The sequence below is a fragment of the Schaalia radingae genome, assembly GCF_900106055.1.
Taxonomy (GTDB): Bacteria; Actinomycetota; Actinomycetes; order Actinomycetales; family Actinomycetaceae; genus Pauljensenia; species Pauljensenia radingae_A.
In genome coordinates, this window is sequence record NZ_LT629792.1 from 581,821 (window position 1) to 596,333 (window position 14,513).

At 59.6% G+C, this 14,513-nt stretch carries 11 protein-coding genes; 3 read left to right on the plus strand and 8 right to left on the minus strand.

From position 1 onward, the window contains the following. The first annotated feature begins 48 nt into the window (after positions 1–48). Positions 49–1,359: a DNA recombination protein RmuC gene (locus tag BLT69_RS02485; RefSeq protein ID WP_092648324.1), complete on the plus strand. Its 1,311-nt coding sequence runs from the start codon at positions 49–51 to the stop codon at positions 1,357–1,359. Here the strand turns inward: BLT69_RS02485 and BLT69_RS02490 are convergent. The 5 genes from BLT69_RS02490 to BLT69_RS02510 form a co-directional block, all read right to left on the minus strand. After that, positions 1,328–1,957, minus strand: a complete 630-nt coding sequence (locus tag BLT69_RS02490; protein WP_058236047.1) for a dihydrofolate reductase — start codon at positions 1,955–1,957, stop codon at positions 1,328–1,330. The two genes, BLT69_RS02485 and BLT69_RS02490, sit on opposite strands and share 32 nt — an antisense overlap. Further along, positions 1,954–2,787, minus strand: a complete 834-nt coding sequence (locus BLT69_RS02495; RefSeq protein ID WP_070725633.1) for a thymidylate synthase — start codon at positions 2,785–2,787, stop codon at positions 1,954–1,956. Before BLT69_RS02495 ends, BLT69_RS02490 begins: the two co-directional genes overlap by 4 nt. 36 nt (positions 2,788–2,823) lie before the next feature. Beyond that, positions 2,824–3,591: a VPDSG-CTERM exosortase interaction domain protein gene (locus tag BLT69_RS02500; RefSeq protein ID WP_082628448.1), complete on the minus strand. Its 768-nt coding sequence runs from the start codon at positions 3,589–3,591 to the stop codon at positions 2,824–2,826. A 4-nt stretch (positions 3,592–3,595) separates the two neighbouring features. Next, positions 3,596–4,045, minus strand: coding sequence for an OsmC family protein (locus BLT69_RS02505; protein WP_058236045.1), 450 nt, complete (start codon positions 4,043–4,045; stop codon positions 3,596–3,598). A 168-nt stretch (positions 4,046–4,213) separates the two neighbouring features. Next, complete coding sequence (locus BLT69_RS02510; RefSeq protein WP_092648325.1) at positions 4,214–4,714, minus strand: DUF2505 domain-containing protein; 501 nt, start codon at positions 4,712–4,714, stop codon at positions 4,214–4,216. A 67-nt stretch (positions 4,715–4,781) separates the two neighbouring features. Here BLT69_RS02510 and BLT69_RS02515 point away from each other — a divergent pair, with 67 nt between their 5' ends. Beyond that, positions 4,782–6,245 carry a sensor histidine kinase gene (locus BLT69_RS02515; protein ID WP_058236043.1) on the plus strand — a complete coding sequence of 488 codons (1,464 nt, stop codon included), beginning with the start codon at positions 4,782–4,784 and terminating at the stop codon, positions 6,243–6,245. Positions 6,246–6,358: 113 nt separating this feature from the next. Here the strand turns inward: BLT69_RS02515 and BLT69_RS02520 are convergent, their stop codons facing one another. Then, on the minus strand, positions 6,359–6,607 hold the full coding sequence (locus BLT69_RS02520; RefSeq protein WP_058236042.1) for a WhiB family transcriptional regulator: 249 nt from the start codon (positions 6,605–6,607) through the stop codon (positions 6,359–6,361). Between the two features lie 254 nt (positions 6,608–6,861). Continuing rightward, on the minus strand, positions 6,862–10,494 hold the full coding sequence (locus BLT69_RS02525) for an FtsK/SpoIIIE domain-containing protein (protein ID WP_092648326.1): 3,633 nt from the start codon (positions 10,492–10,494) through the stop codon (positions 6,862–6,864). A gap of 195 nt (positions 10,495–10,689) precedes the next feature. Here BLT69_RS02525 and ligA point away from each other — a divergent pair, with 195 nt between their 5' ends. Further along, positions 10,690–13,287: an NAD-dependent DNA ligase LigA gene (gene ligA / locus BLT69_RS02530; RefSeq protein ID WP_092648327.1), complete on the plus strand. Its 2,598-nt coding sequence runs from the start codon at positions 10,690–10,692 to the stop codon at positions 13,285–13,287. On the opposite strand, the gene BLT69_RS02535 is transcribed toward ligA, so the two are convergent. Then, on the minus strand, positions 13,210–14,478 hold the full coding sequence (locus BLT69_RS02535; RefSeq protein WP_058236040.1) for a phospholipase D-like domain-containing protein: 1,269 nt from the start codon (positions 14,476–14,478) through the stop codon (positions 13,210–13,212). The two genes, ligA and BLT69_RS02535, sit on opposite strands and share 78 nt — an antisense overlap. Positions 14,479–14,513: the final 35 nt, after the last annotated feature.

Sequence of the window (14,513 nt, forward strand, 5' to 3'; positions counted from 1 at the left end):
AGAGACCTATGGGCTCCAGATGCACACGGTGGTTCGTACAGTGAAGCCATGAATATATGGATGGTTGTGGTACCCCTTCTCGCACTGGTGGTGGGCATCGTTTCAGGGTGGTTTGCCGGGGTCAACCTGGGGGCGGGGCGTGCGCTCGATTCGCTGCGTATGCGCGTATCGCAGGCTGAACATGAGCGTGATATGCGTGGTGAGCAGACACGAGCCGTTCATGACCAGCTTCGTCAGCGCCTGGAAGAGGCGCATGAACAGCTCGCCCACGAACGCGAACGATCCGAACGCATGCGCGTGGAATATGAAGACCGCCTGGCAGATCAGGCTCAACGCAGCCTGGGGCAGCAAAAAGAACGCGCACGGATTATGGAGGCGCTGGCACCTGTCAGCGACATGTTGACGAAAATGACGCATTCGATGTCGGCGATGGAACGATTCAGAGCTGAGGAGTACGGGGTTATCCGCGCGCAGCTTGAAGCATCGACCACGATCGGCGAGCAATTACGGGTGACCACCTCTCAGCTGCATGACGTCATGGGTTCGACGTCTGTGCGCGGCCAGTGGGGCGAGATCCAGTTGCGACGCCTCGTTGACATGTGTGGCCTGATGGAACACGTTGATTTCGACGAACAGGACACGCAGCGTTGTGAGCGAAACAGCGGAGAGGAATCGGGGCGTCAGCGGCCCGACATGGTGGTGCACTTGCCGCAAGGGCGCACATTGGTCATCGACTCCAAAGTGCCCTTCGACGCGTACATGAAGGCATGTGATATTCCCGACTCGGCAGGGGAGAGAGAAGCAGAACAGAAGAAGAAACTGCTTGCCCAGCATGTTCGAGCCGTGCGGTCCCACGTGGACACACTGTCGAAGAAAGAGTATTGGAAGAGGTACGAGCAGTCACCTGACCTGGTCATTGCCTTCATTCCCCTCGAATCCCTGCTGTCATCCGCGCTGCGCGAAGATCCGCAGCTGCTGGAATACGCCTTTTCGCGAGGTGTGGCTTTGGCGTCTCCCAGCGCGCTGTGGGCGTGCCTGAAAGCAGTGGCATATACGTGGCGCGAAGAATCAGCCGTTGCGCAGGTTCGTGAGTTCTACGCTCTGGCCAGCGAACTGTATTCGCGCTTGTGCACCCTCGCAGACCATGCTGAGCTTGTTCGAAAGACGATTGATGATCTGACTGAACGGTGGAACAGATTCGTCGGCTCGTTGGAAACGCGGGTGCTGGTCAGTGCCCGCAAAATGTCCCAATTGGATGAATCACATGTCGTCGCGCACATCGAACCAGTAGAGAAGAAAGCGCGCAGCTTGCGGATCAGTGATCAGCTCAGCGGTGAGAAGGGCGAACAAATGTCGTGATTCTCCACCGAGCGTCACCCGACACGTCTCGCCACGACGAATCGGACCGATCAGGATCCACGTGCCAATGCTCGGGATCGACGTGCGGCGCGTACACCAGCGGCGTGTTCTGCCCGCTGAGCGGGCGTACATCCAGATCAAGGTCTGTTACGACCAGTTCATCCACCCGATCCATCGTCTGCTCGTAGATCTGGGCTCCGCCGGTAATCCACACCACGGGAGCTGGGTCCCTATCCATGTCGGGTGTCGTCGCAGTGCTGGCGGTGATGGCTGCTCGCTGGTCACGGTGATCCGCCAGGTGAGCGGTTGCGACCTCGAGCGCCTCATCCAGGTTGGCAACGACCAGTGCCCCGGGGGTCTCGTAGTCGCGCTGGCGCGTCATGACGATGTTGGTGCGTCCGGGCAATGGCTGACCGCCCAGAGCCTCGTAGGAAGAGCGCCCCATGATGATCGGGTAGCCCAGCGTCATCTGTTTGAAATGCGCAAAATCAGCCGGAACATGCCACAGCATCGATGTGCCAGTTCCCAAAATGCCGTTTCGATCCTGCGCCCAAATCGACGCCAGCGTGAAATTGGGGCGCGCCACAAGTGTGCTCATACGGCGACTGATGCCTTGATCGTCGGATGGTGCTGATAATTGTCGATGTGCACATCATCAAAGTCATACTCGAACAACGAGGGTGCCTGATCCAACGTGAGCGTCGGGAACGGATACGGATCCCGTGAGAGCTGCTCGGTGACCTGGTCGACGTGATTGTTGTAAATGTGGCAATCTCCACCCGTCCAGATGAAGTCGCCCACTTCAAGCCCAGCCTGCTGGGCAAACATATGTGTCAGCAGGGAATATGAGGCGATATTGAAGGGGACGCCCAGGAACAGATCCGCGCTGCGCTGATACAGCTGCAGGCTGAGACGCCCATCGGCCACGTAGAGCTGGAAAAGAGCGTGGCACGGTTCCAACGCCATATACTCCAGGTCGCCCACGTTCCACGCGGACACGATCATGCGTCGTGAGTCCGGATTTGTGCGCAAGGTGTCCATGACGTGCGAAATCTGGTCGAAGGTTCGGCCCCCCTCCGCATGCCACGAGCGCCACTGGACACCGTAAACAGGTCCCAAATCCCCCTGATCGTCGGCCCACTCGTTCCAGATGCGGATACCGTGATCCTGCAGCCACTTCACATTCGAATCGCCTCGCAGGAACCATAAGAGCTCACCCACAACCGACTTCATGTGGACGCGTTTCGTTGTAATCAGTGGGAACCCCTGAGACAGCGGATAGCGCAGCTGCGCGCCGAAAACGGAGCGGGTGCCTGTGCCGGTGCGGTCAGCCTTGGAAACGCCTTCGTTCATGACGCGCGTCAGCAAATCCTCGTACTGGCGATCCGCGCCCACAGGTGTCTCACGCCCTTCAGATGTCTGAGTCATCAATCGTCGCTCACTTCTTCATTTGGCTTGATCGTATTATTCCTCATCAGGTAGGACGATCGCCTCGTACAGTTCATCATCTGCGGCAGGATCCTCAACCGGCTGCACATCGATCACAACGTCTTCAACGTTTTCCGAAGGTGCGGGTCCCAGCGCTGTCTGCACGCCCTCAACGACAGACTTGGCCATCGAGCGGCCCAACTGCCAGCCCACAACAGCTCCCACACCGAAGGGCAGCAGGCGTCCCAGTGTTGTGGTTGCAGCTTTCGAAACTGCCTTCTTGCGCAGCCACTTGGACAACAGACGGTTGAACTGCTGGGCGGTGCCCGTGCGAATCGACAGGAACGAGTTGCGGAACCAGGCCAAAGTCTGGATCCCGACCTGCGCCGTAATCATTTCCGCACCTTCCCGCCCAGTCAAGGCGGCCAGAACCAGTGCCGTGCGCTTGGCGGGATCCCTCAGATCAATGCCATACAGGTGCGCCACAGTCATCGCGTAGTGAGCAGACTCTGACACGAAGGCGGCAAGCTGAGCGCCCGATGCTGCTGCAGAAACTGCGGTGCCGGCACCAGGGTAGGCCGCCGCCGCACCCACAGCACCTGACTCCATCCCGATGCGCCGCAGGTACGAGCGGGTGGCGAGCTGAACCAGCTCGTCAGGAGCAAGGTCAGGGAACTGTTCACGCAGCTTGCGCGCCGCCTTTAAACTGGTTGCGTGAGGAACGTTCAGCGCCTTCTGCCACACACTTTCCGGCAGAGACAGCGGCATGCGTGAGCGCTCAGAATCTGAAGAACGAGGTGACATATCGTTACATTTTCTCTGATGTGAAAGTTGCCGAATAGGTGGCCGACTGCTCAACCGTGTGGCCCACCGTACAGTTCTTGTGAATAGCGCGCGTGGCTCGTTCGATCAGGTCAGCGCGATCCTCATCGCTCAAGGCTGACAGGTCCTGCACCAATTCAACCTGGAACGATTCGTAGCGGTTCTCCTCTTTGTTGGAGACCGCGGAAACGCCGGTGAACTGCTGAAAGTCGTCACCAAGCACGGAGCTCAGACGCGAATCGGACGACATCGCATTGCATGCTGCCACGGCGATCTTCAAGAGCTCGCCAGGAGTGAACTCTCCCGGTCCATCTCCGATATTCACGGCCGCGTCGCGATGGTTGCGCGCAACGTATTGCCTTTTCCCGGTGCGCTCAATGAACAGTGACTCAGATGGGCCGCCCTCGGCAGCCGGTGCCGTCGTATGTGTATCCATAGCTATATTGTTTCACTCTTGTTCGAGGAGGACCGTCTTTCGCCCTCGTTCATTTCCAAGGGCGAACATGCAGAGGTGATTTCCCTTAGGTCCTGGCCGGACTGAGCCTTGCCGGATCAGGCAAGCGCGCCTCGTCGTCGCCCTTTATCGGTGAGGTCGTGCCGATTCCTAATGAGCCTGATCCTGGTTCCATTTCTCAGCCAGGCCGACCTCAGCCTCGAAGATCCGGGAGATCTGCTTCATTGCCATATTCTCGATCGTCTTACCCACCAGTGGAATCTTGACGGTAAATTCGCCGTCCATCTGGCGCACTGCTTGCGCGTCATTGCCGGAAAGTTTCGAGGTGAAGTGGCTGCTCGCGTTCACGCCTTCGACGGTCAGCATGGTCGATCCCACCCGTTCGCGACCGCTGATCGGCTCCCACTGCTCCTTCATAGTGATGGCGGGTGACTTCTTGAGGAACCGCTGCGCCGCCGGGGGAAGCTGATTGACGTCAAGTGTGCACGAGGCTTCAATAAGGAGGCCTCCATCGGCGGTGGAATGCACATTGGCCTGAGGGTCAGTCACTCCGGGCTGATCCAGACGCGCGTAAGTGAACGCGGGATCTGCATACATCGCGTTGACCTTGTCAAAACCCAGGGGGTAGGCGTAGGTTTCGTTAATTCGCATAGTTTCTCCGCTCCGGTTTGCGCGTTCGAGGCACCCATAATGGCCTCCATACCACTACAGTGGTGCCATGCGTTCCCTGATGCAACTCGCCGGACAGGCTTCCTCGCGTGTCCTCGCGGAGCAGGATCTTGACTGGCTCCACCTCTTGCTTGCAGATTGGCAGGTCCTGGCCGATTTGGCTGCTGCCGACCTTGTGCTGTGGCTTCCCACCGACGACGGGCGTTTCATTGCTGTTGCGCACTGCAGGCCATCGACCGCTACGACGGTGCACCTCGATGACATTATCGGCCTGTATCTACCGGCCGCGCGCGAAGCAAACCTGCGCCAGGCAATGGAGACCAACTCGATTGTGGAGCCGTCAGGGACGCGCTGGGCCGGCACCTACTCCATGACGGAGGTGTGCGTCCCGATCAGTCACGGAGGCTCAGTCATTGCGGTCGTGACGTGCGAATCGAACCTAGCCTCACCGCGCCCGACCGTCGGGATGGGCGCCTGGACGCAGAATGCCTCGCGAATCCTGCTGGAGATGTGTGCGCGCGGTGAGTATCCCTACACGTCTACACCAACAGTTCTTGCGCACGGCGTGCCACGCGTTATGGATGGCGTGATTCTCATTGATGGTGACGGCACGGTTCAGGAGCTGACTCCTAATGCGAGCTCATGCCTGAGGCGCCTGGGGATTCGACACTCGGTCATTGGGCGCGTGCTGGCCGAAGACATCACAGACGTCATATCCAATGACGCGCTTGTTGAGGAAACGCTGGCTGTCGTTGTGATGGGGCGGGCAGCGTGGCGCGTGGAGATCTCGGCGCACGCCTCGACAGTCAATATGCGCGCATTGCCTCTGACCAATGGGCGTCATCGTCTGGGGGCGGTCATCTTGACACGCGACGTGTCTGAGATGCGTCGGCGTGAAGAAGAGCTGATGACGAAAGATGCCACGATTCGGGAGATTCACCACCGCGTCAAGAACAATCTGCAAACCGTGTCGGCCCTGCTGCGACTGCAGGCCCGCCGCTCTGATTCGCAGGAAGTCAAGGATGCCCTCAAGGAGGCCGAACGCCGAGTGCAGTCCATCGCCACAGTTCACCAGGCGTTGTCGCACACGGTCGATGAGGAAGTTGATTTTGACGAGGTCGCCCGCTCCGTGTTGCGCCTGTCTGGCGCGGTTGCCTCAACGGACCATTCTGTTGAGGTTATTACGACGGGTAAATTTGGCGTGATCAGCGCGGATCAGGCTCAAGCCCTGGCCACAGTGCTCAACGAGCTTGTTGCCAATTCTGTCGAGCATGGTCTGGCAGGGCGAGACGGCGTGATACGCATCGATGCGCAGCGCGACCACGACAACGACAAACGTATGACGGTTCGCGTGATTGATAACGGCGTAGGATTTGAGCCAGGTACTCCACTCAGCGGCTTGGGCACGCAGATTGTGCGGCAAATGGTTCGAGGGGAACTGGGAGGCACGATCGAGTGGGAACCGGGAGAAGAATCGGGCACAGTTGTCACGCTGCGTCTACGCGTGGAGTGATGCAGAGGTGTGCTCGGTGGAATGCGCGCTGTGAGGGCAGTGTTCGTGCACTGAATAAACGCGTAGCCGAGTTCGTGGTGAACCCGGCTACGCGTTGAAGTCAGTGAGGAGTTTCAGGAAGCGCGGCGTGCACGTGCGGCGCGGCGTTTCATTGAGCGGCGCTCTTCTTCGCTCAGACCGCCCCACACTCCGGAATCCTGGTTGTTGTCCATTGCCCACTGCAGACACACGGTCTCAACGGGGCAGTTATGGCATACAGCTTTGGCTTCCGCAGCTTGTGTCAGGGCTGGACCAGTATTGCCGATTGGGAAAAACAGCTCCGGGTCAACACTTAAGCAGGCTGCTTTACTCCGCCAGTCCATCTTCCCTCAAACTCCATTTCCGTTAACGTTTTGTTAAACAACTCGACGCTTAACGTATAACTTGTCGATAACTTGATCAATTGTCGACGAATCATCACCGAAGGGCAAGGGGAAAAAGGGCCCAACTCCCGTTTCACGCATGTGTCAATAGTCACGAGGATTTACGCGCGGCGGTGTGAGGGGACGAAAATGTGGAGAAGACCAGTGTGACGCGCGTGTCTCGAACGCCTGCGGATGACCGAAGCCGGTGTGCCTTAGGAATCGAAAGGTCTGGATCTTTCCTGAAGAAGGGCTGTGTTGAGACGGAAGCGCTCAACTCGTCCTGCATGCATAATGATCCCATTGTGAGCTCCCCACCGCTCCGCACGAACAGCGACAGGAACGCTGCGCGCGACCTGTGCCAATGCTCGAATCAAATCAGGTGACGGATCCAGCGCGATCACTGTGTCATGCGCGTGTGAGCGTAGTTGTGTCCACTGATGAGATCCAAGCAGCGTGATCTGGGCTGGATCAAAGCCTGGCCGACAATCGCGTGGGCCTGACACCATATGCCAGTGCGTCTCGAGAATGCGGCGCGCATCCTCCAGATCATCACCGATCAGCACGCACGACCCGTGCGGATAAGAGAGTGACTCAAGTGAGGCTCCTACCCAGCCCAGACATGGCGCAGCGGGCTCCCCGTTCCCTGCTGGAGCTGTCCTATCTGCTCGCCGCGCCTTGCCCTCCGCCTTATCTCCTTCTGTCAGCTCGGCCCCTTCTGTCGACAATGCTGTGTCAGGGCGAGTCCGCAGCATTGAAAGAGGGGCATTCAAAGACAGCACCGTCCACGGCTCCGCACTCTCAGTGACAGAGGCTGCATGTGTGTCGCGCTCGGCATTGGTGGGGATCGCGTGGGGGAGTGCACATAACACCCCTGTCAGGTCAACAGGTTCACCGATTCCTCCGTCGCATGAGGAGCGGATACGTGACGGAAGAGAGGCAAGAATGAAATGGCCATCGTGGCGAGTGAGCGGTGTGCGCACACCAAGTCCTGCGCGCAGCGCTTCATCTGACGAATGGGCTGCGACAAAACGGGTAGAAAAAGCTGAACTGCAGCTTCCCCCGGTGCCAAACTCACCCGGAGTTGCGGCAACGATGGTGATACCGCTGGCACGAGCCTGCGACAAGCACTCACTCCACACAGTGTGTGCCGTGCCCGCTGACAGCACGCGGTCCAACGATCGCATCATGTCGGGAACATCGGTGACGATCAGGACGGATGGGCCGTGTGCCGCAATGCCGGTGAGCAGGTGCGTAACGGCGCCTGCATCATCGAGTGAGAGACGGGAAGCAAACAGCTGCGTGCTCATCGCGTGGCCGGCCAGCGATGTGCTGTCACACAGGTGGATTGGTATCCCGCGAGCTTGCCCGATCCTCACGCCCAGCGCCTGTGCACACTGCGCCAGATCAGCGCTGCGATAGTGAGGCCCTTCCAAGCGGATATGCCCATCCTCAAAGAGCACGCTGTAATGGCGTCCGATATCGATCCCATCAGCCACCCCAATCGCAATGCGCCGATCAGCCTCCCCGCTGCATCCACGTACTGCCACCTGGCTAAGGTAGGTGGCGTCAACCTCGTGCCATGAAAGGGGCGAGGGAAGCTCGGGCGCCCATAGCGGCGGGCAGTCATTTTCACGCCCCCACCTGTCGCGCACGCGCCGAACCACCCGCTCTATGTCACCACAGTACGCAAACTGTATGTGCGTCCCACCATTGATAAGCGCACGACCAGGGTGACGAGGAAGTGAAGCAGCTGCCGGGGTGCCGATCGCATCGAGCGAATCTGCCTCGGTGGCACAGCGCAATGCGATGCGAATGTCAATGTTGGAGCGCATGGCCGGCGTGATCGCCCCTGACGGCCGCTGGGTCGCAGCAATGAGATGCAATCCCAGGGAGCGTCCCTGGGCAGCCAGCCTGACCAGCGCATCCAAAGTGTCGGGATGCGAATCAGCGAGGACCCGGAACTCATCGATCGCGATAATGATGCGCGCGGGAGGTTCGGGCGCCGCACCTCGGCAATGAGCCTCATGCCAGCGGCGAATGTCGGGAAAGCCGAGGCGCGCAAGGTCGCGTTCGCGTTCTCGCAGGAGCGATGACAGTCCTCGAATCGCCCGACTCGTGGCATCAGGCTCTAGGTCTGTCAGGACCTGGCGGGTGTGGGGCAATCGCGTCAATGGCGTGAATGTGGCTCCTCCCTTGTAGTCAATGAGGACGAGTTGCACCTGACGCGGGCTGAAGCGTTCACACATCTGCGCCAGCCACGTCGTCAGCGCTTCCGATTTTCCAGATCCCGTTGTGCCGGCAAGCAACGCGTGAGGACCGTCTGAGACAAGGTCAATGCTGACGAGTCGGTGTCCGTCGTGTCCGATGGGTACGCGCAGGCACTGAGAGTGCGATTCGTCCGGCTCCCACTGAGCAAGGTCCTCCCATGTTACCGAGTCCGGAACACTGTTGTGGGTGCCTTCATCAGCGGACTCGGTGCACGTATCCCACCATCGGTCAGTTACGAGGACGTGGTTCGGGCGAATGATGTGGTCACACCATTCGGGTAAATCTGCATATCCTGCTCCAACACCAATATGTACCACGCGCCGACCATCTCCAGCACGTCTCAGTTCGGATACGCCTCTATCTGCACATGCCACGCAGGCGGACCCGCGGACAATGTGAATGTCGATTGCGGGCGAACCGATGCGGCGCGCGTGACTATCTGGATTGATGATGCGGGCGCCGCCCAGTCGGGCAGCGATTTGAGCTGCCCACCAGTAGGCACCCGACACAGCGTGCTCCCCAATGAAACCGACGACACGCACCTGCGCTCGCTCTCCAGTTCGGCGCGAATGGCCCCGACGCATCGGCGCGCGTCGGGGCCCTGAAACGAGGAAGACAGGTGCAGGTGACGAGCCGTATATCTCGCTCAGATTCAGCTCCAGTGCAGGGGATTTTCCAGGCATGCCGGGCCACACAGGGAGTGCATCTGGCAACGTACGATCCCCGCTGCCGCTGTGTTTGTCTGGAGACGACAACGGCGCCGAAGATGAGTGCGAATCGCCGCGAGGCAGTGCGCTGAGCGCGACGGCGAGGGAGGCTGCGTCGTAGTGCCTCCAGAATCTCCGACTCCTGAGTAAGCGAAGCGCGAATATTCCTGCCACCAGCGCCACCGCCACACCCAATGCGCCGACCAGCCACCCACGCGCAGCACCTCCCCACATGGACAGGCGCCACACCATCATGGGGATGAACAGCATCATGGGGATGATGCCCCATCGCACGAACCGATTGCGAACGGGGTCAGGCTGTGGCCAGGAGGAGTTGAGAGGCCTGGCACGCACCTCGAATTCGTTTCCACCAGCGAAAATACGATGCCCCACTGATAGGGGCAGCGCACGTGTGCCGACTTGTCGAGAAAAGCGCCGCGGAAGCATGCCGACGAGGGGGAGGCGCCGCGCCACACGTGTTCCGTTGGTGGAGTCGCAATCGGTGATGGACAGTTGTGCGCGCTCGCGGCGCAGCCAGGGCCATCGGGGTACGTGATCTGATCGCACTCGTCGTGTAAGTGAGCGGGCCACGGCACCGTGTTCCTCAAGAAAAGCGTGCGTGCGGGACAAATGTTGCGAGGTCAGACCGTGCCCATCTGCTCTGCCAATCAGCGTACAGGCTTCGATCGGCACCACCAGTCCCACATCCGGACCACTCACGCACGCCAGATGAAAAGCTGTCTTTAACGGGTGAGCGGCAGCCGCAGTGTCGTCCTCTCCGGCCGGCGCTATTTCAGCGCGGGTGAATTTCGCCGCGCGTGCGGGTGCGTCCTCTCGTTCGCGAAGCATAGGAAGTGTCAACGTCGTCATGTCAACATGGTGATGTCCTCACCGCCGCGCCTCCACTCAGATGACCTGGACTGTGGACAGGCAGTAACACGCGTACGCCCTGTGGATAACAGTCGCCCTCCACAGCACCTACGTCGATTCGCGCAATTCGCGCCCAGACATCCACAGGTCGCCCTCGTCGACCAGCCGGAACGCGAACAGTGGAACAATAGTCGTATGGAAGATCAGCATGCCGCCACCGCGAACACCCCCGCAGCTCAGCCGCCCAGCATCTCGCAGAGCTCCCAGTCCGATCAGAGCGTCCCACCGTCGGCACGCGAGCAGTGGGTCGACCTGGTTGAACGGATCGAGCAGGCACGCCACGACTACTACGACAAGGATGCGCCTCAACTGAGCGACGCGGACTACGACACCCTCTTCCGCCAGCTGGAGGACATAGAGCGCACCTACCCGCAGCTATCAGGACCTGACTCGCCTACGGCCACGGTCGGTGGCACACGCAGCGAAGCATTCGCGCCGGTCGAGCATGCAGAACCCATGATGTCGCTCGAGGACGTCTTCTCCCTGGACGAACTGCGCTCGTGGTGGCAGCGCACGATTGACGAGGTTGGCTCTGCGAGTACCGCGATGACGACGGAAGTTAAAATCGACGGCCTGGCAGTGTCGCTGCTGTATCGAAACGGGTTCCTCATCCAGGCGGCAACCAGGGGTGATGGGCGCGTGGGTGAAGATGTGACCGCGAATGTGCGCACTATTTCATCCATTCCGCATGTCCTGTCCGGCGGTCCGCACCCTGAAATGGTGGAAATTCGCGGCGAGATCTACATGCCGTTGGAAGACTTTGCGCAGATTAACGAGCAGCGCGCTCGCGCGCACAACGAGTACGCGGAAAAACTTGAGCAGTATCGTGCTGGAGAACTGAGTCGTCAGCCCCACAAGCCTCCGGCACCTTTTGCCAACCCACGCAACGCTGCAGCCGGATCACTACGGCAAAAAGATCCGGCGATCACTGCGCAGCGCTCGCTCGCTCTGTTGGCGCACGGCATTGGCGCTATCGAGGCTGGTGAGTCTTTCACCGCCCCTACACACCTGTTCGGCTGGTACGAGCTGTTCCAACAGTGGGGAATCCCGGTGTCACCTCACACGCGGCTGGTGCATTCCTATGACGAGATTGCTCAACGCATTGACGAGCTGGGTGATCAGCGTGCCGGACTGGATCATGAGATCGACGGCGTCGTGATCAAAGTTGACGATCAGGGGCTTCAGCGCCAGATGGGGGCCACCTCGCGCGTGCCGCGATGGGCGATTGCCTACAAGTTCCCACCTCAGGAAGTCACGACGCGCCTGCTCGACATCCACGTCCAGGTTGGACGCACGGGTCGCGTCACGCCCTACGCGGTGATGGATAAGGTGTTCGTGTCCGGCTCGCATGTGCAGAGAGCGACACTGCACAACGCGGGCGAGGTGGCGCGCAAGGGAGTGTTGATCGGTGACCTGGTGATTGTGCGCAAAGCGGGAGATGTCATCCCTGAAATTGTTGGACCGGTGGTGGACGAACGGGATGGAACTGAGCGGGAATTCGTCATGCCGACCGAGTGCCCGTCGTGCGGCAGTACGCTCAGGGCCGAGTCTGAAGGCGATGCGGACCTGCGCTGTCTGAATCGCGCGCTGTGCCCGGCGCAGCTGACTGAACGCATTGAACATATTGCGTCACGGTCCGCATTGGACATCGAGCATCTGGGAGCTGAGGCCGCCCTCGCGCTGACGCAGCCTGAGAACTATCGTGACGAGGTCGCGGCGGCGCTGATTGCGGGGCATCGAGTCGTGCTCGAAGACGGCACGCACATTGTGCTCACCGACGTTGACCACTTAAGTCACGGTGAGCAGATGGAAGCGGCAAATGCGATGCTGCCATCCGCTCAGGACCCGGTTGTCACCTCTGAAAGCGAAATCTTTACGCTCACCGCCGATGATGTGAAAGATGTGATGATCTGGCGCCAGGTACCTTCCAGCGAGGACTGGGCGTACGTCCACTTCTTCTGGACACAGCCGTGGGTCACCAGGACGCGGTCAGAAAACAAGGTGAAGATCAAGTTCCGCGAACCGGCGGAGTCTCGCCCTCGTGACACGCTGACGCAGATGCTCGAACTCATGGACAGGCAGGCACGCACTCAGCCACTATGGCGCGTGCTGGTTGCACTGTCGATTCGCCACGTCGGCCCCACGGTCGCCAGGGAACTGACAGCGGCAATGCCCTCGATGGAGGCGATTTCCTCGGCCACTGAAGAACAACTCAGCGCAATCGACGGGGTAGGCCCGATCATTGCGCGCGCGATTGGTGACTGGTTCGCACAGCCTGACAATCAGGAGATTGTGCGCCGGTGGGCAGCCTCAGGGGTGCGCATGCACGACAGTGACGAGGGTGGATCCGCATCCACTCACGCAGCCACGCTGGAAGGACTGACGATCGTCGTCTCCGGATCGGTGGAAGGGTACACGCGTGACAGCGCGAAGGAAGCCATCACGGATCGGGGCGGGCAGGCAACCAGCTCGGTCAGCAAGAAAACGTCACTGGTTGTGGCAGGCCCTGGGGCCGGGTCAAAAGTGGCGAAAGCCGAAGAACTCGGCGTCCCGATTCTTGACCAGTCCCGCTTCGACGAACTGCTGGCACGCGGTATGAGTGTCCTCGAAGAAACTGACGCGCAGGCTGACGAGGCACACGCTGCTTCAGTCGACTCAGACGACCCACTCGAAGGGGTGGAGGAGCCGCTCAATGATGCGGGTGGGCAGGCCTCGTCTCTCCCACTCTTCTAGCGTCAGCTGCCTGGACGTCGTGAGGTCTTTGGCGAAGATCTCTTCCATGCGCTCTGCCAAAGCGGTGGAACGGAACTGCAGATTGACTTCAAAATTGCCCTGCATCGACAGGCGATCGATGTTGGCAGTACCAATCGTTGACCAGTGCGAATCAATCGTCATGGTCTTGGAGTGGATCATGGCGTGCTGATACAGCCAGATTTCAATACCGTTGCGCAGCAGCTCTCCGTAGTAGGGGCGCGCAACCCAGTCCGCCATGATGTGGTTGGAATATTCAGGGATCAGCACCTTCACGCGCACGCCTCGCTGCGCAGCCGCAACCAGGTTGTGCAAAATTTCCTTATCGGGAATGAAGTAAGCAGTGGTGATCAGGATCTGGTCACGCGCGCGGTCAATGGCATCCAGGTACAGGCCCCGCACGGGGAACAGTAATCGTGAGGGCAGATTGAATTCGGCACTGATGGGTGGGAACCAGTCCTTAACCCCGCCGTCAGGTAGAGCCGGCTGCCACGGCCGCTTGAAATGATTCCAGAATTCAGCGAACCCGTCCGCCAACTCCATCACCGCCGGACCGGTGATACGGACGTGAGTATCTCGCCATTCGATGCCGAAACGCTCACCAATGTTGTAACCACCAACGAAGCCGTACTTCCCGTCGGTGACGAGAATCTTGCGGTGATCACGCCCTGTCTTGCGCAAATTAAGCGTGAACAGGCCGGAACGAATCTCAGGGATACGCCGGTGGAACAGGTTCGGGTGCCTGGGGAAAATCTTGAACAGTGGATTCTGATTCAGCACTCCGAAACCGTCGTAAACGATGTAGACCTGAACGCCTCGATCAGCAGCGGCATAGAGTGCATCCTTGAAGGCGCGTCCAATCTCGTCGGCCGCCCAGATGTAGGTCTCAAAGCAAATCGACTCACGAGCCTCGTTGATCGCGTCCAGCATGTCGGTATAAAGCGACTCGCCCTCGGTGTAGGTCCGCACAACGTTCGAATCGATTTGGACATCGCTGGGGGGCAAAGTGGGGAAGCCGTGACGGCCACCGGGAATACGTGCGATTCGGACTCGGTCAACGGCATGAACCGTGACGACGGCAGCAGCTTGCGCAACGAGCAGCCCGATACCGACACCTTTGAGAATCTTCCACCCCGTCTGGTGGTTTAAACGCCACTTCCGTGCAACTGCCATGCCGTTAGCCTAATTCCTTCCCGACAATTTGAGAA

Coding starts and splice junctions, on each gene's coding strand:
- BLT69_RS02485 (WP_092648324.1), top strand. CDS start 49: ATGAATATATGGATGGTTGTGGTACCCCTTCTCGCACTGGTGGTGGGC.
- BLT69_RS02490 (WP_058236047.1), bottom strand. CDS start 1,957: ATGAGCACACTTGTGGCGCGCCCCAATTTCACGCTGGCGTCGATTTGG.
- BLT69_RS02495 (WP_070725633.1), bottom strand. CDS start 2,787: ATGACTCAGACATCTGAAGGGCGTGAGACACCTGTGGGCGCGGATCGC.
- BLT69_RS02500 (WP_082628448.1), bottom strand. CDS start 3,591: ATGTCACCTCGTTCTTCAGATTCTGAGCGCTCACGCATGCCGCTGTCT.
- BLT69_RS02505 (WP_058236045.1), bottom strand. CDS start 4,045: ATGGATACACATACGACGGCACCGGCTGCCGAGGGCGGCCCATCTGAG.
- BLT69_RS02510 (WP_092648325.1), bottom strand. CDS start 4,714: ATGCGAATTAACGAAACCTACGCCTACCCCCTGGGTTTTGACAAGGTC.
- BLT69_RS02515 (WP_058236043.1), top strand. CDS start 4,782: ATGCGTTCCCTGATGCAACTCGCCGGACAGGCTTCCTCGCGTGTCCTC.
- BLT69_RS02520 (WP_058236042.1), bottom strand. CDS start 6,607: ATGGACTGGCGGAGTAAAGCAGCCTGCTTAAGTGTTGACCCGGAGCTG.
- BLT69_RS02525 (WP_092648326.1), bottom strand. CDS start 10,494: ATGACGACGTTGACACTTCCTATGCTTCGCGAACGAGAGGACGCACCC.
- ligA (WP_092648327.1), top strand. CDS start 10,690: ATGGAAGATCAGCATGCCGCCACCGCGAACACCCCCGCAGCTCAGCCG.
- BLT69_RS02535 (WP_058236040.1), bottom strand. CDS start 14,478: ATGGCAGTTGCACGGAAGTGGCGTTTAAACCACCAGACGGGGTGGAAG.